The sequence below is a fragment of the uncultured Cedecea sp. genome, assembly GCF_947498825.1.
In the GTDB taxonomy this organism is placed as follows: Bacteria; Pseudomonadota; Gammaproteobacteria; order Enterobacterales; family Enterobacteriaceae; genus JGM124.
This window is the reverse complement of record NZ_CANMLV010000003.1, coordinates 33,496-57,869: the sequence shown is the minus strand read 5'-3', so window position 1 is coordinate 57,869 and position 24,374 is coordinate 33,496. Positions and strand designations below refer to the sequence as shown.

The following is a 24,374-nucleotide window of genomic DNA, read 5'->3' as shown; positions in this document are numbered from 1 at the left end:
CGATAATTATACCGGTCACACTGCAGTAATCCGGAAATATCGTCTTCAGGAAGACTGATACAGTACTGAGTTTATTTAGTCGAGCAGTTCTGATGCCAGTCTGACTACCAGCATATTAGAAAGAATTACTGGAATATCAAAATGTTGTTCTAATAACTGCTGATGTCGACGCATAAATACCAAATAATCCAGCACAATGACAGTAACTCCCCGGGCAATCAGTTGCCGGGCTGCCTGGAGTAACACTTCATCAGCCCCATCGACAGGGTTAGCAATTTCATAAAGAGGCGTTTTTTCAAGCGAGCGCCATTTAACCTGCTGATACTCAATAAGATCCGGAAAAGGTAAAACAACCCCCATTTGATGGCTCTCGACAATAGAAGCAACAAGTGGTGGTAGTATGCGATCGGGTTCTAAAAGAATCGCATTCTGGGCCTTAAGTCCATGTAAAGGCATAGTATTCATTAATAAAACGATTTCATAATCTAGCCTGTCGAGCAACGAAACTAAGTTTTGCATAGCAATAGTGACTTTATTACGGCCAACACTAACGAGCTGATTATCACTTAGTAAAACAAGATATTGCTCTTCATCGATATCCGGGGAAAACTCTAAACAAACTTCTTCACGTGACATATTACCCAATAAGCTGATATGAGTAATTTTTTCATCTACTACATGTTCTGTTAAAACCGTTCTGATTTCGTCCACCGGAACCATACCAATGGAGAGAATCGCTACAGTGAGTTTCATACTTTGCGTCGCCTCTGCTTCGTATCAGTTCAATGTCCAGTATTGATCCGTCATGAGCTACTACACTGTGTCCTGGCTATACTCTAAAAAATGGCATAACAGAACAGTGTAAGGCGGAGCTTCACATCAATCCTAAACAACATTTCAACAATTTCAAAACAATATATCAGTAACAATTCGTTGTTTATTCTAACAAGGTGTTATTATTGAGCGGGACAGTTTTTTTAGAAATAAGCACATAAAATAAAAGATTATTCGAAAAACAATTAACGTAATATAACGTATATGGGAACGTATATGGGAACGTAGCCCGCCTATAACAGATTATCAAATCATATTATCGGCAGGCTAACGAATAACTAGATAGCTGAACTAACATCTGACAACTGTAATACACTAATAATAGATGCGACAACGCTCTCCGGAGAATGCGAGGCATCAATGATATGACGAGCAGTTTGCCGGTAAAGTTCCTCACGCGCAGCCAATACATCGACAATTTCGTCTACCACGCTTTTTCCGGTTAAAGGTGGGCGCTGAGCTTCTTCTGGAGAGGCATTAAGCCGCGCAGCCAGAATGTCAGCAGGAACATTAAGCCAGATAGCAATTCCACGATCAGCCATAAACTGACGATTATGTTCTGAAAGGATCATCCCCCCACCCGTCGCGACAACTGTCGAAGCCGCAGTGATGTGTTTCAATGCCAGAGATTCACGCGCCCGAAACCCCGGCCAGCCTTCAACAGAAACAATCTCTGCCACGCTTTTACCCGTACTGGCAAGCAAATAACTATCAGTATCAGCGAAAGAATACCCGAGAGTTTCCGCCAAAGCACGGCCAATCGTTGTCTTACCACAGCCGCGAGCGCCAACCAAGAATACGGGGTGAATCATCAGGGCAAATCCTCAGAAGAACAAACTTCAGGTTAGAAATAATAAAAGCAAGATAAGGACAAAGATAATACCACTGAATCAACAAAGAGAAAAACGTAAAAATAACGTTACACAGATCAGAACATTCATATTATTACCAGTAATTACACAGTAACAGGCACCTAAAAGTGTAAACTGAATATACCACCAGAAAGGTTTGCCCTGTATATAGTCCTATTCTGTAATGATAAAACCACCTGACCACACATAAAAAGTTGAGTTTTATCCCTAATAACAGCCAAATTTACCGGGGGTAGTCTCCCGGTAATATTTTTCGCCATCCCAGAGGCAATACCAGAAAAATTACTGATGTTTCCTGGCTACCATCAGTAGCCACTTTTCTAATTCATTGGCAAATTGCTGCCTGTCTCGCTGACTCAGGCTATCCGGGCCTCCCGTTTGTACCCCGCTCGCACGCAGGGTATCCATAAAATCTCGCATTGTGAGACGTTCACGGATAGTGGCTGGCGTATATCGCTCCCCACGCGGATTAAGCGCAATCGCTTCTTTATTCAAAACATCCGCAGCTAAAGGTATATCGGAGGTTACCACGAGATCATTTTTTTCACAGCGGCGAACAATTTCATTGTCAGCGACATCAAACCCTGAAGCGACTTGCAGACTGCGAATAAAGCGCGATGGCGGGGTTCTTATTAACTGATTAGCCACCAGCGTCACGTTAATCTGTGCCCTTTCCGCAGCACGGAACAGAATGTCTTTGATGACGTTAGGACAAGCATCAGCATCCACCCAAATTTGCATTACCACTCCAGAGTATTAATATCATTGAACGTCATTTTGCCATTATTTTCACTTCCTGACAGGTAAACCGAGTCATCTTTGCAGGAAACTGTATTTGATTGTAATGGGGTAAACTTAAGCATAATCATTAAAAAACTATTAAACTTTAACAAAAACTCATGAATGCATCACCATGGAGTCAAGACGATGGATAAGAAAATTGGATTTATTGGTTGTGGCAATATGGGACAAGCGATTCTGGAAGGTATGATAGCCAGCGGTCAAGTCGTTCCGGGTAATATTTGGGTTTACACCCCCTCTCCCGATAAAGTTGAAGCCCTGCGGGAAAAATTTGCCATCAATGCGGCTGAAAGTGCTCAGCAAGTGGCCCAAGTTGCAGATATTCTCTTTGGCGCAGTGAAGCCGAACATCATGTTAAAGGTGATGAGTGAAGTAAACTCCAGTCTGAACAAAGATACTGTAGTCATTTCTATTGCAGCAGGTATTACATTAGAAACACTGGCAAAAGTATTAGGCCATGACAGGAAAATCATTCGGGCGATGCCAAACACTCCGGCATTGGTCAATGCAGGCATGACATCCGTGACACCAAACTCATTAGTCACCGCAGAAGATATTTCTGATGCAGTCAATATTTTCCGTTCCTTTGGATATGCGGAAGTCGTCAACGAATCGTTGATTCATTCAGTGGTAGGTGTAAGTGGTTCCGCGCCTGCCTATGTCTTTATGTTTATTGAAGCGATGGCTGATGCAGCAGTATTAGGTGGAATGCCTCGTCAGCAGGCCTATCGCTTTGCCGCACAAACGCTCATGGGTTCAGCCAAAATGGTGCTGGAAACCGATGTTCATCCCGGTGAGCTGAAAGACAAGGTCTGCTCCCCAGGTGGCACCACCATTGAAGCTGTCAGAGTTCTGGAAGAAAAAGGGTTCCGTTCAGCGGTGATTGAAGCCATGGTGAAATGTATGGCGAAATCGGAACTGTTGAGTAAAAGCTAACTTTCCGATCTGTTGCTTACGAATGTAGTCACGGTATGTGACTACATTTTTTATCAATGATGAAGTGGCCCTGCTGCCATTATCCTATAACCAGAATAGTTCGGGTTACTTGCAGTCTCCCAGTTCAGTCCGTCAATAAGCACTGATAAACTATGTGATTCGGCGGCTTGGGCGCAGGCAACACCCAAACAACTTGAAGTATGATGGGTATATATGCTTTTACCTGACAGGTCTTTATTGGGATGAGAGTTTATCTCAGACAGTAAGAGAAGATATGAATATAAAAAGAGCTTATCGCAGTAAGAAACGTGGATATTTCAACCATTTTTTGGGAAATATCTTTTAGATATAAATCAAACAAAAAGAAGTATAAGAACGACTGATGACCGTACCATGACAACGGGATGAACTATTCACATTGAATTAAAAGCAATCTGGCTAAATTTTTATTTATTTCACTGCTATCGTAGCCATCAATTTCTGCTCCCTCCGACAAAGACTCCAGCGAACTCTCAACACTGCTAATAAATCTAAGTTTTTGCTCTTGATCCAGGCTCTGCAGTAATCCAGTAACGATAACTTCCAGTGTTTTAATCTGAACCACCAATTCTTTCGTCTCTTCTTCCTTTTCTGCGAGTTTAATTAGTAACTCTGCAATAAAATTTTTCATGAACCGAATTCCGATAGTCTAAGAAACGATGTTTACCCTGAGATAAACTAAATTTGCTCGGTAATATATTATTAATTGAAAAACCAGTAAATATCCAGAGCATCAATACAACACTATTTATTGATGATATTTTTTAAGCTGTTACTTAAAATAAGATTATCATAGCGAAAACGAAGTTTTTCATTAACAAAAACACCACCAGACCAGTTCATATAACTAAAAAAAAACATTAAAAAGAATAAAAAACCAAAAAAAAATTTTCCCCTTCTGCATTTCCTTTCGAATAACATCCCTTACGTGATTTAAGTCACCACTTTCATTCCCTGGACGCACTAAATTACATCTAATATTTATAATTACCTTAAGTTATCAATTAGCAACATCAGATGATGTGTTATTTTCTCGCTAATACCCTATATATACCCCAAATAATTCGGGTTGCTTGTAGACGGCCTCACGCACGCCCCCCTAAGCAACTTGAAGTATGACGGGTATACACGACCTAATTCAACTAATAGAACTTAAACGACATTCACAGGATCCGACAGCGGAGCAAGGGGGCGTTCGTCAACAAAAATTTTATTCAAATCTCACTACGATAGTAGTGGAAAGCACATGAATCCCTGTAATGAGCATGCTATGTTGTCCACTTTAGTATTCATGAAGGTGGGAACAGGCATGACAAAGCTGCGAGTTGGTATCGTGTTTGGTGGAAAATCAGCAGAACACGAAGTGTCGCTGCAGTCGGCAAAAAATATTGTTGATGCGATTGATAAATCAAAATTTGATGTAGTATTACTGGGCATCGATAAACAAGGCCAATGGCATATTAATGATGCAACCAGTTATCTACAAAATGCAGATGATCCAGCGCTGATTTCTCTCAATCATTCAGGAAATAATATTGCCCTCGTCCCTGGACAAGCACAGAATCAGTTAATCGAGGCCAGTAATTCACATCCTCTCTCACAACTGGATGTTATTTTTCCTATCGTTCATGGAACCCTCGGTGAAGATGGCTGTTTGCAAGGTTTGCTGAAGGTCGCTAACCTGCCGTTTGTCGGTTCTGGTGTTCTGGGTTCTGCTGTCAGTATGGACAAAGATGTTGCCAAGCGTCTGCTACGTGATGCAGGTCTGAATGTCGCTCCCTTTATTACCCTGACTCGCGCTAACCGCGCACAAGCCAATTTTGCCGATATTAAGCAACAGTTCGGGTTACCTCTGTTTATTAAACCAGCTAATCAGGGTTCTTCGGTTGGCGTCAGTAAAGTTAACTCTGAACAACAGTTTCATCATGCTGTCGCTTTAGCTTTTACTTTCGATCATAAAGTCGTCATTGAGCAAGGTATTAATGGTCGTGAAATAGAATGTGCAGTACTGGGCAACGATAGTCCTGAGGCAAGTACCTGTGGTGAAATTATCGTTAACAGTGAGTTCTATTCATACGATACAAAATACATCGACGAAGAGAGTGCCAAAGTAGTCGTTCCCGCGGCACTACCCGCAGAGATTAACGATAAAATTCGGGCTATCGCCATCCAGGCTTACCAGGCGCTGGAATGCAGCGGAATGGCACGTGTGGATGTTTTTCTGACCCGAGACAACGACATTATTATTAATGAGATAAATACTTTGCCTGGTTTTACCAATATCAGTATGTACCCTAAATTATGGCAGGCAAGCGGTATTGGCTACTCTGAATTAATTACTCGCCTGATTACTCTGGCTTTAGAGCGTCATCAGCAAGACAACGCGTTAAAAAGTTCAATGAATTAATACAGACTACTCTTCCGCTGTCTTCTCTGCTTCTTCACGGGGACGGCGGATAAAAAATCCAGCCAGCCAGAAACTGATAATCCAAGTAACAAGGCCTACCGCATAGCTTTTCCAGCCCGTAGTTTCTAACCCCATAATGCCTACAACACCATTAAGAATAAAAATAAATCCCACAGCTACAGCATAATAATGCCAGTCACGACGCATTTTCAGGGTTAGCATAAATAGCCTCATTGGTTTAGAAAAAACTCTTTCGGCATTGTCGCACAACCAAAGTAATTAAGTCGTCAGTAACATTAATACCGTAGATAACTTTACAATGAAACTTACTATTATCTGAACGTATTAGAACAAGAGCAGCGTTAGAAAAATTAACGCTGCTCTGCTGTCATCCGGAAAAATTAATACCGAGAGTTAAGCTTTGGCACCTTCAGGAGGGATATCTTGCAAGGTATGCTCAAAACTGCGTAAACGCTTATAGATAGACATCAGTTCTACCAGCGTGGTCCAGGAGTTAATCAGATACTGGAAGGCACTGCGTACTTGGCTAAAGACATTGCTTATCTGCGTCATCAGTCCCAGCGTAATGGTGCCGGCGACAATCGAGGGAAACATCAGGAACAAACCAAAAATGTTATCCACTTGCAGATAAAGAATACGCGCAATATTAAAGTAGGTGTAGTGGAAATAGAGTCTAAAATAGTTACTCCGAACGGCACTAAATAGCTCTGTCACCGTCGGCGGAGTTGCGCGATTAACATCATCTTCACCATAAACCAGCTCTTTACGATACGCAGCTTCCACTTTTTGGTTGTTGAACTGTAATCCAGGCAGTTTAATTCCCACCATCGCGAGCAAACCGGTTCCTACCAAGGACCAGACAATCGCAGCAACCACTAAACCATAAGGCATTTCACCCAGAATCGGGATACTTTTTACATGAGGTGATAGTGCAACCAATACCGGCAAGAAAGCAATCAACGTCATAACTGATTGCAATAATTTAACGCCCATATCCTCAAGCGTAGCAGCAAAGCGCATGGTATCTTCCTGCACACGCTGAGCAGCACCTTCGATATTACGCAGCATTTGCCAGTGTTGCATATAGTATTCGTTCATCGCGGTACGCCAGCGAAAAACATAGTGACTGATAAAAAAGTTATTCAACACTGATACGGTAACGGCAATTAAAGCAATCCCCAAAAACACACCCGTCTCATAGTAGAACTGTTTCAGCGTGACCGAGTTGGGAGAGCTTAATGCCTTTTGGATCAGATCGTAGAACGGGGCATACCAGGCATTGATTGCTACACCGACCTCAACCAAAAACCACGTGACAAAAATAATCAGCGATGAACCCAGTATTGACCAAAGCTGCCAGCGATGAGGCCTGTAAATGCACCAGAATCCCGCAAACAGGCCAACACTTGCTGCATAATACCCATAAAAAACCAGCGCTTTAAGTGACCAAAAGCGCGTAGCATTAATAGGTTCTTGCTGACTGGCTCCAACAGCATTTTCAAGCCAGAGGCCTAGTCCAACCTGCCAGCTAATGACGACTAAAAGTCCCCAGATAGCCGCCGAAGTGAAGAACATCTTCGGTGACGGGAAAAAAGATTTAAACATTGCCACACTCCTGAATACATTTTTGTTTTTATATCAAGTCGTCAAATAAAAAAACACAAAGAACTAAGCAATTGATTTTAAAATAAAAACACCGCGAGCACTATTATCTACACCCTAAATAATTCGAGCTACTTATAAATCCTGGTGATGAGCATAGATAAACTACGTGATTCAGCAAGATTTTTGCAACCAACATCGCTCCTGTTATCTTGACCGTACAGAAGTAGTCTACTTCGTCAAAAAACATAACATTAATGCAACATTCAAGACGACAAACATAATAACCCATTTATTGATATCATTTTTTGATAAAAGTTCATCGTAAGAACTCTGACAAAGAGGATGTCTGATCAATTTCAGGGTAGGATAAATGATAAATGGCGCAATATGCGCCATTTATCATTTTATATTTATTAAAGTTTATCGTGCCTCACCGATAGGAACTTCAGGATCTGGCTCGTGAGTCATTCGATTTCGTAAATCTCTACGGATTATCTCAATAGACCAGAACCACACTAAATGACCAAATATCTCCGATACGTTTTCATACCAGGGAAGCTCGAAAAGAGGAGGAGTCAGTCCCATCAGGGGAAATGAGATCATATGCACAAACAGCTGTGTCAGCGCACCGCCAAATAACCCCTGTCATCACTTAATTTTTGGAAATACTTCCGCAACGACGCAATATCCCACTGCGAAAACAATAGAAAAAATGATGTGTGTCACCCCCACCCAGTTAAAGACATGACCGGCAAAGGTATAGACTGCCGAGTTAGGATCCGCGACGCCAAATAAATCTCGCAGGAAAATATAGGGAGGGTTCAGAAAGTTTCTTGAGCAATCAATGCGCTCTGCAGCTCTGATTAATGATTACGGTCCACATGCGCCAGTAAACATATCTACAGGATTACGTGGGTAGGATCATACGTCGCGGAAGAGGAACTTCTGCTCTCCATTTCACAAATGCGGAAACGATACCTGAGATAAACCCGATAAAAACGGCCAATCCATAGCGCCGACGGGATGGTGGTGTCTGTTCAAATATATTCATTGTTCTATACGCCTCTATAACCATATTTTAATTTACAGTATCAAAAAGTTACAAAAAAGGCTGCGATGCTTTCAGTTCATCGATGGGATATCAACATACAACACATAAGCCAGAGACGACATATGTGCCATCTCTACTTATCGGGATTGTGTGAAGTGCTGTAATCAACAGAGATAGACGATGAAGCGGAAAATATCACTCTTCAAGCCGATGACTCGCCGACTTGCTCATAGTTTCAAGTGTAAAGTTTACGTTGTCCGATCGGTCGTGTTTTAAAACGACGATGTAGCCATAAATACTGTTCTGGCGCCCGCATGATTTCCTGCTCAATCTTACGATTAATGTAAGCCGCAGCAGCCTGTTCGTCATTACCAGTAAGTGGGTAATCGTCAATCTCCGGCTCAATCATTAACTGGTAGCCTTTCCCATCCGGTCGACGAATCAATACCGTAGTCAGTATCGCCGGCTTCGCCAGGCGAGCAATGGTGAATGTTCCATTGGTCGTTGCAGCCTGCTCAACAGCAAAAAAGGGGACGAAAGAACTCCCTTTTGGGCCGTAGTCCTGATCAGGAGCAAACCAGACCTTCTCACCAGATTTTAATGCCTTTACGATCCCCCTGAGATTACGGCGATCCAGCATAGCTTTATTAGAACGAGAGCGGCCACGAGTCTGAATAAACTCCATGACTTTATTGTTGTGTGGCCGATACACGGCCATCATCGGGTGATTCACTCCCATGACTCGCCCACCCAGCTCAAGGGTCATAAAATGAACCCCAATCACCAGAACGCCCTTGCCTTTTTCTCCTGCAGCAATAAGGTGTTCAAGACCACTGACAGTGCACCACTTACGTATCCTGGCATCTGACCAGAACCACCCCATTCCGGTTTCAATCAGTGCCCGTCCCAAAGAACTAAAGTTCTGACGGACGATATGATCAATATGCGTTTGGGTGTAGTTAGGAAAACATAGCTGAAGATTCTGGCGAGCAATCGACACGCGGCGCTTAAGAAAGCGCATTGAAAACCGCCCCAGCCAGTCGCCCATTTTCATCAGTAAAGGGTAAGGAAGCTGAACCCAAAGCCAAAGGATACCGACACTAAACCAAGTCAGCCAATAGCGAGGGTGCAACAATCCCTGTTTGAACAAGTGATTATTGGACATATAGTTTACTCATGTATGCGATAAATAATTGTATCGCATAAAGAACTCAATCATTAGCGGTACACCTGGTCTTTCTGCGATTCACTACAAGCGAAAAGTTTTAATGGCATAAAAACTTACACCAATATTACCCTTTTTTTGTTAAAAAATAATGTGAATATTGTGTTAGCAAAATTTTCAAACCTCTGCTGATGATACTCTATTTTTTCATAAACAAGACGAAAAAAACCTCTAAAAAAATAAGAAGTTTTCATGAAGGTATTCACTTATTAGCTTTACTTGATTAACGTAAAGTAAAGTTATCTTTTTCTTATCTCGATTATGATATTCCTGCTTTTAATAAAGGTGCTTAGCAGGTTAAATAGCCACAATAGATTAATTTTATAAATTGGATCCTTTGCCTTGAAAATTCGCCTGCCAAAACTTCTTTTGCTTGCCAGCATTTTCTTTTCTGGAATGAGTCTGGCGCAATCATCACCTACAGAGGAATATGCCGCTGAAGTCGTTGAACGATATGCCAATCATATTTTTTATGGTAGCGGGGCCACAGGCATGGCGATGGTTGTCATTGACGGAAATCAGCGCATTTTTCATAGTTTTGGGGAAACCCGACCAGGCAATAATCAACTCCCCCAACTTGATTCAGTGATTCGTATCGCCTCTATTACAAAACTGATGACCAGTGAAATGCTGGTAAAACTGTTCGATAACGGTACGGTAAAACTTGACGACCCACTGAGCAAATATGCGCCAACGGGCGCCCAGGTCCCTACTTTTAATGGTCAACCCATTACGCTTGTGAACCTGGCGACCCACACCAGTGCCCTTCCCCGGGAGCAACCAGGCGGTGTGGCAAATCGTCCGGTATTTACCTGGCCGACTTACAAACAACGCTGGAACTGGTTATCGCAAGCGAAATTGTCTGCCACACCAGGCACAGTAGCAGCCTACTCTAATCTGGCTTTTGATTTACTCGCCGACGCCCTTTCCCGGGCATCAGGCAAGCCCTATGCTGAACTGTTTCGCGAAAATATCGCGCGCCCACTCGGTATGAAAGACACCACTTACACGCCCTCACCCGATCAATGTAAGCGGTTAATGGTCGCGGAAAAGGGCGCAAGCCCCTGCAATAATGCGCTGGCAGCCATTGGCAGCGGTGGCGTCTATTCCACACCCAGCGATATGATGCGCTGGATGCAACAGTATCTCTCGTCTGATCTTTATCAGCGCACACAGCAAGCTGACAGAATGCAAACCCTTATCTATCAACGAACTCAACTGACAAAAGTCATTGGTATGGATGTCCCCGGTAAAGCCGATGCATTAGGTTTAGGTTGGGTTTACATGCAGCCACAAAACGGACGCCCGGGTATTATTCAAAAAACTGGCGGAGCTGGGGGATTCATTACGTATATGGCCATGGTGCCACAAAGTAACGTCGGTGTTTTTGTTGTTATCACCCGCTCACCTTTAACGCGTTTCGTTAACATGAGCGATGGTGTCAATGACTTAGTGTCTGAACTCAGTGGTTATCAGATAGAAACACCGCTGGCCCAGAACAGTCCTGCCACGTAGGACTGCTGGCCTGCAAGGCTGACTTCTCTTTTATCGGGTCAGTGCACTTTTTCGGCGTTTTTTATCGATGTACATAACGACATCCGCTTCACGTAATGCGCTATCAGGCGTATCAAAAGCGGGATTCACAGCAATAGCACCGATACTCGGCCCGACGTAATCAATGACACAGGAAGAAAGCTGATAAGTCCCCGCCAATAAAGTTGCCAGTCTGGCACGCAAAGCCTCAGCGGCTTTTATGGCGGCTTCGTTTTCTTCCGGCCCCGGTCCTGCAATAACAAACTCATCGCCGCCCATTCGCCCCAGTAACTCCCCGCTACGCATATGCTCTTGTAAACGTCGGGCAATCGCACAAAGAAACTCATCTCCCGCTTCGTGCCCGTAAATATCATTAATCGCTTTGAATCCATCCAAGTCAGCAAAAACCAGTAAGATATAGCGTGACTCGTCTCGCGCATTGACAAACAAGCCCTCTAACTTTTCAAAAATTGCGCGACGATTTGCCAGGCCCGTCAGTTCATCAGTATAGCTGGCGGTGGTTAAGGCCCGGTTAGCCGCTTTAAGCTCCGCTAACAGCTGTTCGCTTTGGATCTGTTGGGCTATCAACTGTGAAAAGAGTTGCAAGACTTGTTCACTCTGCCCGTTCAAAGGACGCTTTGACGAACTGGCTGCACACAGCGTCCCAAAGAGTGAGCCATCAGAAAGGATAACCGGAGTACTGGCATAGGTCATAATACCTAAGACTTTAGCTGCCTCTGAGTCGCCCCACAGGGTTGCTACATCGCAGGTATAACGTCGTTTTTCATCCAGTGCGCGTTTACACAGCGTGTCGCCCCACGGAACAGAAAGTCCCTCAGGAATTTGCATACTCTTGGTATTACGAGCAAAAAGTACATGTTGCACACTACCGTCAGGTTCAATACGCGTCAGATAGGTAGATTCCATATTAGTGACCAGCTCAAGCATCTCCAGTAAATGCCGCACCAGACCCTCAAGAGAATATTCTGCGTCTAAAACCGTTGAAATACGCTCAATCAGATTATCAATTGCCACGATAAGATACCTTTATGAGGAACACTTGTCTGAATGTAATATGTTGCCCTGTCATAGATAAATCGCGCTGCTTGTCGAATAAAGGTTCAGCTAACCGATAAACAATGTCGCTCAGTTAGCTAAATATGTATCACGTTCAGGCAACCTAAAGTATGGCAGGTATATTCTATTCTAACCGTAAAATAATCCCTGGAATCAGCAGAAATAATTTAAAAAATTAGTGCTGTTGACTGTGTAGCCGGCCCCTGGAATCCAGAGCGATTAACAGTACTGAAGAGATAATAAAGAATGACCCCAGCCAGTCCGGTAAGGTAAACGTAATCCCCAGCAACAAAACGGACAACAGCGCGCTGCTTAAGGGTTCAGCACAACTGAGGATACTGGCTTTCTGCCCGCCTATCATCTGTGCTCCTGTCAGATAGAGACTGAACGTCATCGCTGTACCGACCACTATCAAATAGAAAAATGCTACTAATGTGGTTCCACTGGCGGTAAAACTGCCTGTCTGTGTTGCATAAAAAGGCGCCAGCATTATGCCACCCAGTAGCATGCTCCAGCCAACGACAGGTAACGTACCGAAACAGCCAATCAGTTTCGAAGGATAGGTGGTATAAAATGCAGCAGCAAATGCCGACATAATTCCCCAGAATAGCGCGCTACCAGAAATGCTCAGCGAAAGCGGGTTACCGTGTGTCACTAACAAGAACGTCCCTAACAGCGAAGTGCCAATCGCCGCAAAGACTAATTTTCCCGTACGTTTCTTTTTTACCAGTGCATACCAGGCAACAATGATTGTCGGCGAGAGAAACTGCAATACCGTTGCCGTTGCTGCGTTTGATTTTTCAATCGTCAGCAAAAAGGTCAGCTGAACGGCCATTCCCCCAAAAAGGGTGAAGAGTAACAATGAGATAACCGTTTCACGTTGTTTAAAAACGGCAAAAATGTTGTCACCATGAGTCAGCGATAACGTCAGTATAATCAAGCCGGAAAATAACAAGCGTAACATCGTCAGTGAAGAGGAAGAGATGTGACTGGTTTCCATAATATATTGAGCACAGACACCAGAACTGCCCCACATTACGGCAGAAAGTAATACATACAACATTCCTTTCCGGCTTCCACTCATCATTTCTTCCTCCTTTTAATACAGCTGCCACCCTCGACAGAATCAAATCATCAACGCGGCATGCTCACCGGATACGATGGAGATTTAATCCAGTGAACACGCCAGTAAATCAGCTTAACGGCGAAACAGTTTAAACGCACCGTATAAAAAGACTATCCACACTGGCAGTAACATCGCAGATATACGCATCTCATCCATTGTACACATCAGGCCAAGGATCATGACCATAAAGGCAATACACAGATAGTTACCAAAAGGATACAACAAGGCTTTAAAGCCAGTCTCTTTACCCTGAAGGCGCATCGCTTTGCGAAACTTCAGGTGGGCCAAAGAGATCATTATCCAGTTAAGCAACAGGGTGGCGACCACTAATGCCATTAACAATCCGAATGCCGAATGAGGGAGCAAGTAGTTAAGCAGCACGACTAATGAGGTTATCGCGGCTGACAGGAACAATGAACGTACCGGTACTCCACGGCGGTTAACCGCCGCAAGAAATTTTGGCGCATTGCCCTGTACCGATAGCCCAAAAAGCATACGGCTATTGGAATAAACACCACTGTTATATACCGACAGTGAAGCTACCAGAATGACAAAATTCAGCGAAGATGCGACAAGATTACTGTCCATTTCATGGAAGATCATAACAAATGGACTGCTGTTCGACTTAATCTCTAACCACGGATAAAGTGACAGTAACACCACCAGAGAGCCGATATAAAACAATAAGATACGGTATACAACTTGGTTTACTGCTTTAGGAATAGTGGTTTCTGGCGAGCGCGCTTCAGCGGCGGTAATACCAATCAGTTCCAGCCCACCGAAAGAGAACATGATTACCGCCAGTGACAGTATGAGTCCCTGCCAACCGGTCGCAAAAAAGCCACCATATTGCCAGAGGTTAGCCACACCAGTACGCTCACCGCCCTGGCCCGAAGTGAGCAACCAGATCCCGAAGCCAATCATGCCGATGATAGCCAACACTTTGATTATCGCAAACCAAAACTCCATTTCACCATACAGGCGTACATTGACCAAATTGGCGGCATTAATAATAATGAAAAAGAGCGCTACCCAACACCATGTCGGAATGTCCGGAAACCAATACTGCATATAAATGCCGCCGGCAGTCAGTTCTGCCATACCAACCAGCACAAACATCACCCAATAGTTCCAGCCGGAAAGAAATCCTGCAAAGGGGCCCCAGTATTTGTAGGCAAAATGGGCAAATGAACCTGAAACCGGCTCTTCAACCACCATTTCACCGAGCTGGCGCATAATCAGGAAAGCGATAATACCCGCAATGCCGTACCCCAAAATAACTGCCGGTCCTGCCATTTGTATTGCCGGACCAATTCCGAGAAATAATCCCGTGCCAATGGCGCCACCCAATGCAATAAGTTGTATATGGCGATTCTGTAAGCCACGCTTGAGTATAGGGGCATCTGATACAGTAAGTTCGTCCGATGGACTTGACGTATTTTTCAACGCCCTTCTCCTTTTTTTTATATAAAGCGCACCTTTTAACACTTGCAGCAAAGCGTGGCAAGCTGGGGTTAAGCAGAAGGGTTCAGGACAAATAAGGATGTCGCTTTAATCGAAAAAGTACTTAGGTGATAATGCGTTTTTGTTTTGCCCCAGGATATCCATGACAGATTTCAGGAAACCAAAAGAGAAATCTCCTCTAAAATTAAGCACCGCCGTTATCCTGATGCTCTGCGGTGTTATCGGTTCGGTGCTGTTTGTGGTTTATTTACTCTACGCCTTACAAATCAGTCATCTCACGCGTAGTAGTGTCAAAGACATCGGCCTTGCCGTTGCCAGAACGCTGGCTGATATGCCGATAATCAAAAAGGGGCTCGTTTCTCCCGAAGGGAGCAGAATAATAGCCCCTCTCGCGGAACAGGTAAAAGAGCGTAACAATTTGCTGTTTGTCGTGGTCACCGATATGAATGGCATTCGTTACTCACACCCAAACCCACGCCATATTGGCAACCATTTTATTGGTGACGATCTTGAGCCGGCATTACAAGGAAAAGAGTCTGTTGGTATCAACCGTGGTAACCTGGTCACGTCGTTACGTGTTTTTACCCCAGTTTATAATGCAGATTCTCAGCAAATTGGTGTGGTCATTGTGGGGATTTCACTGAGTAAAGTCGATGAACAAATAAACCACAGCCGCTGGAATATGCTCTGGGGGGTATTATTTAGTGCACTGGTTGGCACTATCGGATGTGCGTTACTGATTTATACCCTGAAGCGTATTCTGTTCGGCTTTGAACCTTACGAAATTTCGACACTCTTTGAGCAACGCCAGGCCATGTTACAGTCGGTGAAAGAAGGCATTATTGCTATTGGCAAGCAAGGTAATATTACTTTGATGAATCAGACTGCACGTAAAGTTCTGCTTTCGCCTGAGGATTTTAGCACCAATAATAATATTGCTCCCCAGCCCGTCATGTCGATACTTCATGAAGTTCTGGAAAGCGGCAACGCCATTCAAGATCGGGAAATCATTATTTCCGGACAACAAATCCTGTGCAATGTGATGCCCATTTATACTCGTCAGCGCATTACAGGCGCAATTTGTACTTTTCGCGACAAGACCGAAATTAATCAGCTTACTCAACAAGTTAATGGCATGGTGAGCTATGTTGACGCACTGCGTGAACGTTCCCATGAATTTATGAATAAACTGCATGTTATTCTGGGTCTGTTACAGCTAAAACGCTATGACAAACTAGAAACCTACGTTTTACAGACGGCCAATAACTATCAAGTCGAAATCGGGGCTCTGCAAAGTAAGATCAGACAACCTATCGTTGCCGGATTTTTAATCGGAAAAATCAGCCGGATACAGGAAGCAGGCCACCGGCTAATACTGGATGAAGAGTGCTTTCTACCCGATAATCCCAATGAGCATCAGATCATGGTTCTTATCACCGCGCTTGGAAATCTGATGGAAAATGCAGTTGATGCTTTGCAAGGCAATCAGGATGGCGAAATTGAGGTCTTTCTTCATTACCATCACGGTATGTTAACCGCCGTCGTCAGCGATAATGGTCCGGGCATGGCACCGGAACGCCTCTCGTTAATCTTTGAGAAAGGTTTCTCCACAAAAGGGAAGCAACGTGGTCTCGGGCTCTATCTGGTAAAACAACAAATTGAAAGCTGCCAAGGGAATATTCAAGTGGAATCAACGCCTGGCTATCTTACCCAATTTACGCTCACACTTCCCTGGGACAGTGAAAGGAACAGTATATGATTAATGTCTTAGTGATTGATGATGACGCCATGGTAGCAGAATTAAACCGGGCTTATATCGGCCAGATCCCGGGATTTGCCTGCTGCGGTTCAGCATCAACGCTTAAGCAGGCGCAAGAATACATCAACGCACCTGACCAAAAAATAGACTTGATTTTACTGGACGTCTATATGCAGCAAGATAATGGTTTATCCTTGCTTCCGATGTTGCGAGAGAATAATCAATCTATTGATGTGATAGTGATTTCCTCTGCGTCTGATTTTGACACAATTCAGAAGTCGCTGCACTATGGTGTAGTCGACTATCTGATTAAACCCTTTCAATTTGCGCGTTTTGAAGAAGCTCTTACACTCTGGCGTGACAAACGTGCACTAATCGGCGGTCAGAAGCATTACCAACAAGCTGATGTCGACAGGCTATTGCACGGTAGTTATCCCGCGGCCGTCGACGCGTCTCGCCTGCCAAAAGGCCTTACGGCACAAACATTACGTACGATTTGTCGCTGGATTGACGAGCACCAGCATGAAGAGTTCTCTACTGATGAGTTAGCGGTGTCGGTGAATATCTCACGTGTATCCTGCCGTAAATATCTTATCTGGCTTGATAAGGTTGATATTCTTTATACCCGTATTCACTACGGTGTCACCGGACGTCCTGTCTATCGCTATCGCCTCCAGCTGGAGCATACAGAACTACTGAAACAATTCTGTCAGTAGACGACTGTCACAACGTTGTCTGAGTTAAAATTAACACTCAGACAATACGCATGAAGGCGGTAGTGGTGATTAATGGTGCAGCATTTCATCAACAACCTGCTCTTTGGTCAGGTTGTAAGGATAGAATGTTGGCCAGTTATCCATCTCTTTTAACAGCGCGTCCTGGGACTCATTCCCCATATAAATATGGAAGTGCTGTGACTGGCGTGGAGCGATGATATGATCGCTAAACTGCACAAACTTTGGTGCGGCTGATTGTTTATCCGTACAGGCGAAAAGGTAACGAACCCCTTTCTTTCCTGATGCGTAATGTAGAATTTTATAGCCTTGATAATCATATTTGCATGAAGTTGTTTCTTTGCCGATATGAAATTCAATCACATTATTTTCAATACCCAACATATCAACATTACTGGCGTAGCCCTTCTCATAGTAAGCACGGTACTCAGCAACACTTTTCTCGCCATTTTTCGCTTTTTTCTCCAGCACCGGATCTAAACTGCCATCTTGCAGGTAACCGTACACAGACTGCCATACGCCATCCCAGTCAGAAAGTTTACGATCCTGTACGGATTTATCATCAAATATGCCTTCACTGGCTTTACGCTCAACTTCCGATAGCGGTTTACCGTGAGAGCCATGGGCCAATGCCTGTACCGATGACAACAGAAGAGACATTCCCAGAGCAAGTGCTGTTTTTTTCATTCTTTACGATCCTGTTAGTGGTAATTGTTACGTTATAACATGCAGTAGGTAATGTTATCAAATAACAATTAATGGCTGAGGAAAATTTTTAGGTGGGATGAAGCAACAGCGACAAGCAGAGGGTAAAACTGCCGTTACGAGCCAGCTCAAACAAAGAACCGTCATAGCGCCGGTCAGTTTATATTGGCTGACAATCGGTGAGTGATAATAAAAAACACGTTATTGCAACAAAGGATACTGGCCACCGTCAGGCTTTAGACAGGCGGAATATAGCCCGCATTTATCAAGGCAGGTAGCGTCTTCTCATCGACATGTACCATTGCAGTCAACAAGGGGTGAAATCCCAGGCGTTGATAGAAATCCATTTTCTCCGGTACCGAATAAATGAACACTTTTCCCAATGGAGCAAGATCATGTATCACTTTCTCCATCAGAGACTTACCCCATCCACGCCCCTGGTAATACGGATGAACCGCGACATCACACAGATAGGAAGCATAGGTGAGATCGCTGATAGCCCGGGCAGTGGCAACCAGTTCACCATGATAATACCCCAGATAGCGAAACTGACTTTGTTCAAAGGCTCGCTGCAAAATCTCTGGCGGGCGTTTATTTAAACCACATAGTTCTAACAGGTTTGATAGTTGCAACCAGTCTACATCGGTTATTTCGTCATTACTGACAAGGGTAAATGTCTCCATGGTCTGTTCCTGTAAGTAGATTAATCGGTGATCCCCGTCATAATTCACGCTGCCAGTGTGTTGCTTGCCGGCAACTCACATTACTTTGAGTGCATTCGTTCAATTGCTTGATAGTACTTCAAACATAATACTGATGCTCATTGAAAGTACTGATACGCCGGATATATCTGCATGCACTATTGACGGGTTTAAGCCATATTTCTCTGCATACAGACATTTTTTATTGTTGATAAACGGTCTGATCCGTCACTGATGATTGAGAATGTGCTCTGCGAGTTCATTTTTTAAACAGTGCTAATATCATATGCAACCCTCGACACGATACATTCCCCGGAGAATTTAAAATTAAAAAATATATAAACCTTTTTAAATACACCCCCACGAATAAAAACTATTTTCATTTTTAAATCCCACCAAAAATGGCGACCAAATAAATGCTTTTCCGATATTTTACTCACTTAACAAAAATTGAAAGAACAATACACTAACCCACTGAATTTTATATCCTTAACAATAATATCCATATAGATCTTAACGTCCCGGTCATGATACAACCATGACGTAAAAGTGACGTTCTTTTATAAATACCTTGCAGATCATGGCACGGTAACAACTGGAGATAACAGTGATTAAGGTTATGAGTAAGATATTGTTTTTTACTTTTCCTTTCATTTTCAGCATGGGAACAGCCCATTCAAATGGGATTATTATTTTCCGTGGTGAAATAGTTGAAGGAGGTTGTGAGGTAACACAGTCAAAAAATAGAATCACTGGCAATTGTAGTAAAACGGTTCATCCTGAGAAGCTAGTTAATTATAACAACATTCATAAAATGGGTATCAAGACTCCCCACCCTCTTCCTGATGACAAAGGATATATGTACGTTGACTCCATTGATAAAGAAAAGAAGATTGCTTTTTTGCATGTGGTATACAAATAAGCGTATTTTTATCTTACGACAATAACACCAGGTTGTTTAAATCATACTAAGCAATAACGACATATATTCAGAATAATTCAAGTTGCCTGCAGGCGCCAAACTCAGTCCGACGATGAGCATAGATAATCTGTGATTAAGTGGGCTGGATACAGGCTGCCTCTGGCAACCTGGGATATAACGGGTGTAGTCTACCCAATGATAATAAATATCATCGCAGGGTATCTCGTTGTTCCAGCGGCATAATACGCCACTCTTGCGGAATTTTTCCGGGTAAAATCCACATCGGATCGACATTACCAATACGGTTACCGTAAGGCGTTCCAAAAGCATAATAGTTCAGCACGCGGAAAACGCCAGAATGGGCAACGATCAGTGGGCATTCAAACTCCGTTAATAATGTATTCACTGTCGTTGTCACTCTGTCGAGAAAAACTTCCCAGCTTTCTCCTCCCGGAGGCGTCTCTTCATAGGGGGTAATTGCCGCCCCGGGCAAACCTTCCAAATCTCCCCAGTCACGCTCACGTAATCCATCCAGTGTGAGGTAACTGCCACCCGGAACCGCCAGTTGAGCAGTTTGCTGGGCACGCAATAATGAACTCACGCCAATGGCACTCCAGTGAAAACGTGCCAGCAGAGGCTGTGCAAGTTCGGCCTGTCGTCTGCCTGTATCAGTCAGTGGGACATCGGTACTACCGCCGATTAACTTGTCACGATTTAAGGGGGTTTCGCCGTGACGAACAAAAACAAAAGGCTTACAAATTATTGACATAGTTCTATTTCAAACGTGGGGTGAGTGATTATTTCACATTGTAGTTCCTGCTGCCATTGTGCCGGGCTATTCAGCGGCGTAAACAGCGGAGCGAAGTACTGGCATGACAGCATAGCCACCAGTTTTTTTAAACAGCTCAGCGTAGGGTGGACATTCCAGCGACAAAAATCGACCTCTCCTGACAGCCACTGCTGATGAGCGTATTGATTAAGATGGCCAGTAAATAAGGTACGATGATGGAAATCATTCCGTTCTCGTAATATCCCCGCCATGCCACTCATACCATCAGGATCAGAGGCCAGAACCAAAGGCGCTTCGGTAGAAAATAGCGGCAATATTTGAGTCAGAGATTGTAATTCAGCCACCACACTTGCCTGTAAACTACCGTCGTTCTGATGTGACATTTGCTCCATCATTGTCCGACAGCTCTCATCCATCGCGATATTCGCCTGATTATCACGCACCCTTAACAAAGCCAGTTCAACTGCACGACCTGAGGGAGGAACCGGGCATAAACTGGGCTGTAATAAATAGTGGCGTAACCTGTCCAGTTGCTGCTGCTGAGGAATATCATATAAACCGTAGGATGCATCGACCAGAGCAATACGGGCGGGTGGCGGTGAGTCAAAGTGAAACAATGCAGACTCCATACTGATATCACCGCTATAAAATACGCCCCCCGCAATATCCAGATGAAACCAGACACCGCCGTAGGCGTGACCACAGCTCCCGGTTGTCACCGTTATCCCACCAATACGAAAACGTCCTCTGATATCAATACACTGAACATTGTGCCCCACGGGTAATGCCTGCGCCGTCACCTTGCTACAATAAACAGGCACATCACGTGGTAAACGATTAAGTCCGGCAATATGATCGGTATGGTCATGACTGAGCAAAACAGCATCGATATCTGCAGGAACCTGCCATAAGGCTTTATCCGACTCAAGTTCGCCGCCCGCATCCAGCAAAATACGCAGACCTTCAGCGCTCAGTAAAATAGCGGCTGGCGCTTTACGATTCAGACCACTGATAATCTCTATTTTCATGCTGCCTCCAGACGCCAGCCCTGATGTAAGCGCACGCAAACATTCTGCTGCTGTTGCAAAGCGGCATGGTGGAACGCGGTAAGTCTTTGACCATCAGGCAGACGCAAATCAACCAGATAGCGCTCCCCCTGATAAATACATCCTTCAACTTTGGCGCTCAGTCCGCTATCGGCGACCTGAACATGTTCCGGGCGCACCAGTACAGGTTGCGTTGCATAGAGAGTCTGACTACTAAAGCTATTGTGTAATCGCTGACCGTCCAGGTGCTGAGTATCTGCGGGAGTGGCTAATGACAAGATACTCCCCTTGCCAATAAAACTCGCCACCCAGGCATTTTGTGGACGCAGATATAAATCCTGAGGTGCCCCCCACTGCATTAACTCGCCTTTGTGCATCACGGCAATATGGCTGGCCAGCGCCATCGCTTCAGCCTGATCGTGGGTGACATAGACAAAGGTCGCCCCCGTCCGGCGATGAAAATCTCGGAAAGTTTGTTCCATGGTAGCTCGCAGGTGCCTGTCGAGGTTGGCCAGAGGTTCGTCCAGCAATACCACTTTAGGTTCAGAAACCAGGCAACGCGCTAAAGCGACACGTTGACGTTGTCCGCCACTGAGCTCCTGGGGTGAACGGCAGGCATAGGCCCCCAGTTCAACAATATCCAGCGCATCCATAACTTGTTTTTGCCGCGCCGCCCCTTTTACCTTACGTAGTTTTAACGGGTAACCGACATTTTCTGCAACAGTCATATGGGGCCACAGGGCGTAAGACTGAAATACCATCCCCATATCACGTAATTCAGGAGGCGTGTGAGTCTGGCTGTCAGCCAGCAACTTATCCCCCAGCAATAAACGCCCGCCACTGAGTTCCTCAAGTCCGGCCAGAATACGTAATGTCGTCGTTTTGCCACAGCCACTAGGCCCAAGTAACGCAGTAAAGGCTCCCTGGGGAATCGTCAGATTAATACCCCGGACAACGGTCTGGTCGCCAAATACTTTGCTAAGCTGTTCCAGTTTTAGCTCTGCCATGGGATAACTCCTTTTGGTAAATACTTACTCAGCGCGCTCAGAAGCAACATCACTAATGCAACTAATACGACAACGAATACCGAAATGGCAGATGCCAGTACCTTATTACCGCTTTCATCCAAACTGAATATCACCACCCCAAGCGTTTCTTTTCCTGCGCTCCATAACAGAGCGGAAACGGTCAGTTCATTCGCCGCCGTCAGAAACACCAGCAGCGCGCCTGCAAAGGCTGCCGGTGCCAGGAGTGGTAATACGATATGGGTTAAACGCTGGGAGAAATTCGCCCCCGCCAGGCTGGCCGCTTCTTCCATCGCCGGATCCAACTGCATCATGCTGCTATGAACGGGTTTTAAACAGACAGTGAGAAAACGGGCCAGATAGGCAATAAAAATAATCGTGAGCGTTCCACTGAGACTTATTTCCAGAATCGGTAATGGGCGAGAGAACAAGAGAATACAAGCGATAGCCAGTACGACTCCCGGCAGCGTGTAAGGTATATCTATCATGCTATGTAACCAGCGGAGTGGACGACTGGAGTAACGCACCAGTAACCAGGCCAGAGGCAGGCTGAGCACCAGCAATACCATGGCCGCAGAAACAGACAGCACCATACTGTTAGTGAGTGCTCGCCATGCAGGGCTTTGAACATCAAAAACACTGCGCCAGGCAGCGAAAGTGAGAGTGTCGCTATTGAGTGGCACCCCCATCGTCGGCACCAGAGAGGTGGCAATCAGCGCCAGTAACGGGGCAACCAGAATGGCAAACAACACCAGTCCCATCATAATTTCTACCACCAGGCGCCATTTCCCTAAAGTGAATGCTAACGAACGCCCCGCCATGCCAATTAATGGCAAGGCATACCGACGCTGCATTTTTGCCTGCAAGGTCACAATCGCAATCGCCAGAATTCCCATCAGCACTGACAAGGCGGCAACTTCGTTAATCATCGACGGGCCGAAACTGGACAGTGCCTGATAGATATAGACAGGCAGAACAAAGTAAGAGACAGGGATACCGAGCATCGCCGGAATGCCAAAATTGCCCAGAGCAGAAACAAAGGCAATCGTCGCGCCTCCCCACAGTGCGGTACGGCAAAGTGGTAGCACGATATCGAAAAACACCTGCCACAACGAAGCGCCGTTCAGACGCGCCGCTTCAATATGCTCCTTCGGTAAACACTGCAGTTGCGTGCGCAGCGCCAGAAAGACCAGAGGTGCGTGTTGAATACCCAATAACAGCGCAATACCTTCTGGGGAATACAGTGGATTCACGCTACCAAATTCAGGGGCAAGACCAATGCTGTCAAGCAAAATACTATTGGAACCAAATAACTGCAGCCAGCTCAATGCTGTCACTTGAGGAGGGATCATCATTGGCAGCATAAATAAAAAGACCCATACTTGTTTCATACGGATAGGGGTCAGTGCCAGACAAAAGGCAAACAAACTGCCGAGAAATAAAGAAATTAACGTACCTAATCCACTGGTATAAATACTGTGGTATAACGCCACCCAGGTGGCCTGATTATTTAATACTCGCCACAAACTGCTGTCGCTACCCTGCCGCCAATCCACTAAAGCTGAAAGAAGCAGACGCAAACTGGGTAATAAACTCAGTAACGCGACGAGGCATAATAATAACCAGAGTAGCCCCTTTATAGAGTGATTACTGGCATTCTGATGCAAAGTCATACTTGTCATGACGAAACAACTTCCAAAA

At 44.7% G+C, this 24,374-nt stretch carries 22 protein-coding genes and 1 pseudogene; 6 read left to right on the top strand and 17 right to left on the bottom strand.

The window, feature by feature from the left end; translation table 11 throughout:
• Nucleotides 1-75: 75 nt before the first annotated feature.
• From Q1A40_RS05275 to Q1A40_RS05265, 3 genes are all read right to left on the bottom strand, one after another.
• Complete coding sequence (locus Q1A40_RS05275; RefSeq protein WP_299998396.1) at nt 76-753, bottom strand: AroM family protein; 678 nt, start codon at nt 751-753, stop codon at nt 76-78.
• 359 nt (nt 754-1,112) lie between these two features.
• Nucleotides 1,113-1,646 carry a shikimate kinase AroL gene (aroL, locus tag Q1A40_RS05270; protein WP_299998395.1) on the bottom strand — a complete coding sequence of 178 codons (534 nt, stop codon included), beginning with the start codon at nt 1,644-1,646 and terminating at the stop codon, nt 1,113-1,115.
• Between the two features lie 342 nt (nt 1,647-1,988).
• On the bottom strand, nt 1,989-2,447 hold the full coding sequence (locus Q1A40_RS05265; RefSeq protein ID WP_299998394.1) for a YaiI/YqxD family protein: 459 nt from the start codon (nt 2,445-2,447) through the stop codon (nt 1,989-1,991).
• A 186-nt stretch (nt 2,448-2,633) separates the two neighbouring features.
• Between Q1A40_RS05265 and proC the strand changes: the two genes are divergently transcribed.
• On the top strand, nt 2,634-3,443 hold the full coding sequence (gene proC, locus Q1A40_RS05260) for a pyrroline-5-carboxylate reductase (RefSeq protein WP_299998393.1): 810 nt from the start codon (nt 2,634-2,636) through the stop codon (nt 3,441-3,443).
• Between the two features lie 409 nt (nt 3,444-3,852).
• Here proC and Q1A40_RS05255 read toward each other — a convergent pair whose 3' ends face one another.
• A complete protein-coding gene (locus tag Q1A40_RS05255; protein WP_299998392.1) occupies nt 3,853-4,113 on the bottom strand; it encodes a sigma-S stabilization anti-adapter protein IraP in 261 nt (86 codons plus the stop codon).
• A gap of 678 nt (nt 4,114-4,791) precedes the next feature.
• Between Q1A40_RS05255 and ddlA the strand changes: the two genes are divergently transcribed.
• A complete protein-coding gene (ddlA, locus tag Q1A40_RS05250) occupies nt 4,792-5,889 on the top strand; it encodes a D-alanine--D-alanine ligase (protein WP_299998391.1) in 1,098 nt (365 codons plus the stop codon).
• A gap of 6 nt (nt 5,890-5,895) precedes the next feature.
• On the opposite strand, the gene Q1A40_RS05245 is transcribed toward ddlA, so the two are convergent.
• From Q1A40_RS05245 to lpxP, 4 genes and pseudogenes are all read right to left on the bottom strand, one after another.
• Nucleotides 5,896-6,111, bottom strand: a complete 216-nt coding sequence (locus Q1A40_RS05245; protein WP_299998390.1) for a DUF2754 family protein — start codon at nt 6,109-6,111, stop codon at nt 5,896-5,898.
• A gap of 192 nt (nt 6,112-6,303) precedes the next feature.
• Entirely contained in the window at nt 6,304-7,515 is a 1,212-nt protein-coding gene (gene sbmA / locus Q1A40_RS05240) for a peptide antibiotic transporter SbmA (RefSeq protein WP_299998389.1), read from the bottom strand.
• A gap of 420 nt (nt 7,516-7,935) precedes the next feature.
• Nucleotides 7,936-8,566: pseudogene (locus tag Q1A40_RS05235) on the bottom strand (YagU family protein).
• A 235-nt stretch (nt 8,567-8,801) separates the two neighbouring features.
• Nucleotides 8,802-9,731 carry a kdo(2)-lipid IV(A) palmitoleoyltransferase gene (lpxP, locus tag Q1A40_RS05230; protein WP_299998388.1) on the bottom strand — a complete coding sequence of 310 codons (930 nt, stop codon included), beginning with the start codon at nt 9,729-9,731 and terminating at the stop codon, nt 8,802-8,804.
• A gap of 429 nt (nt 9,732-10,160) precedes the next feature.
• Here lpxP and ampH point away from each other — a divergent pair, with 429 nt between their 5' ends.
• Nucleotides 10,161-11,306 carry a D-alanyl-D-alanine-carboxypeptidase/endopeptidase AmpH gene (ampH, locus tag Q1A40_RS05225; RefSeq protein ID WP_299998587.1) on the top strand — a complete coding sequence of 382 codons (1,146 nt, stop codon included), beginning with the start codon at nt 10,161-10,163 and terminating at the stop codon, nt 11,304-11,306.
• 30 nt (nt 11,307-11,336) lie between these two features.
• Here the strand turns inward: ampH and Q1A40_RS05220 are convergent, their stop codons facing one another.
• The 3 genes from Q1A40_RS05220 to pheP all read right to left on the bottom strand — a co-directional run bounded on the left by Q1A40_RS05220 (nt 11,337) and on the right by pheP (nt 14,973).
• Nucleotides 11,337-12,359: a sensor domain-containing diguanylate cyclase gene (locus Q1A40_RS05220; protein WP_299998387.1), complete on the bottom strand. Its 1,023-nt coding sequence runs from the start codon at nt 12,357-12,359 to the stop codon at nt 11,337-11,339.
• A 217-nt stretch (nt 12,360-12,576) separates the two neighbouring features.
• Nucleotides 12,577-13,485, bottom strand: coding sequence for an EamA family transporter (locus tag Q1A40_RS05215; RefSeq protein WP_299998586.1), 909 nt, complete (start codon nt 13,483-13,485; stop codon nt 12,577-12,579).
• Nucleotides 13,486-13,599: 114 nt separating this feature from the next.
• Nucleotides 13,600-14,973: a phenylalanine transporter gene (pheP, locus tag Q1A40_RS05210; RefSeq protein WP_299998386.1), complete on the bottom strand. Its 1,374-nt coding sequence runs from the start codon at nt 14,971-14,973 to the stop codon at nt 13,600-13,602.
• Nucleotides 14,974-15,133: 160 nt separating this feature from the next.
• Between pheP and Q1A40_RS05205 the strand changes: the two genes are divergently transcribed.
• Together Q1A40_RS05205 and dcuR are read left to right on the top strand one after the other, a co-directional pair.
• Complete coding sequence (locus Q1A40_RS05205) at nt 15,134-16,750, top strand: sensor histidine kinase (RefSeq protein WP_299998385.1); 1,617 nt, start codon at nt 15,134-15,136, stop codon at nt 16,748-16,750.
• Nucleotides 16,747-17,466, top strand: a complete 720-nt coding sequence (gene dcuR, locus Q1A40_RS05200) for a two-component system response regulator DcuR (protein WP_299998384.1) — start codon at nt 16,747-16,749, stop codon at nt 17,464-17,466. Before Q1A40_RS05205 ends, dcuR begins: the two co-directional genes overlap by 4 nt.
• A gap of 69 nt (nt 17,467-17,535) precedes the next feature.
• On the opposite strand, the gene zinT is transcribed toward dcuR, so the two are convergent.
• Both zinT and Q1A40_RS05190 read right to left on the bottom strand, forming a co-directional pair.
• Nucleotides 17,536-18,171 carry a metal-binding protein ZinT gene (gene zinT / locus Q1A40_RS05195; protein ID WP_299998383.1) on the bottom strand — a complete coding sequence of 212 codons (636 nt, stop codon included), beginning with the start codon at nt 18,169-18,171 and terminating at the stop codon, nt 17,536-17,538.
• 254 nt (nt 18,172-18,425) lie between these two features.
• Nucleotides 18,426-18,872 carry a GNAT family N-acetyltransferase gene (locus Q1A40_RS05190; RefSeq protein ID WP_299998382.1) on the bottom strand — a complete coding sequence of 149 codons (447 nt, stop codon included), beginning with the start codon at nt 18,870-18,872 and terminating at the stop codon, nt 18,426-18,428.
• Between the two features lie 625 nt (nt 18,873-19,497).
• Here Q1A40_RS05190 and Q1A40_RS05185 point away from each other — a divergent pair.
• Nucleotides 19,498-19,812, top strand: coding sequence for a hypothetical protein (locus Q1A40_RS05185; protein WP_299998381.1), 315 nt, complete (start codon nt 19,498-19,500; stop codon nt 19,810-19,812).
• Between the two features lie 208 nt (nt 19,813-20,020).
• Here the strand turns inward: Q1A40_RS05185 and Q1A40_RS05180 are convergent, their stop codons facing one another.
• Genes Q1A40_RS05180 through Q1A40_RS05165 form a run of 4 tightly spaced genes read right to left on the bottom strand, consistent with a single transcriptional unit; the run spans nt 20,021 to nt 24,355 of the window.
• Nucleotides 20,021-20,581 (bottom strand): histidine phosphatase family protein, encoded by a 561-nt coding sequence (locus tag Q1A40_RS05180; protein ID WP_299998380.1) that lies wholly within the window; start codon nt 20,579-20,581, stop codon nt 20,021-20,023.
• Complete coding sequence (locus Q1A40_RS05175) at nt 20,572-21,630, bottom strand: MBL fold metallo-hydrolase (RefSeq protein WP_299998379.1); 1,059 nt, start codon at nt 21,628-21,630, stop codon at nt 20,572-20,574. The genes Q1A40_RS05180 and Q1A40_RS05175 overlap by 10 nt, the downstream gene beginning before the upstream one ends.
• Nucleotides 21,627-22,655, bottom strand: coding sequence for an ABC transporter ATP-binding protein (locus Q1A40_RS05170; protein ID WP_299998378.1), 1,029 nt, complete (start codon nt 22,653-22,655; stop codon nt 21,627-21,629). Before Q1A40_RS05170 ends, Q1A40_RS05175 begins: the two co-directional genes overlap by 4 nt.
• On the bottom strand, nt 22,643-24,355 hold the full coding sequence (locus Q1A40_RS05165) for an iron ABC transporter permease (RefSeq protein WP_299998377.1): 1,713 nt from the start codon (nt 24,353-24,355) through the stop codon (nt 22,643-22,645). The genes Q1A40_RS05170 and Q1A40_RS05165 overlap by 13 nt, the downstream gene beginning before the upstream one ends.
• Between the last annotated feature and the right edge of the window lie 19 nt (nt 24,356-24,374).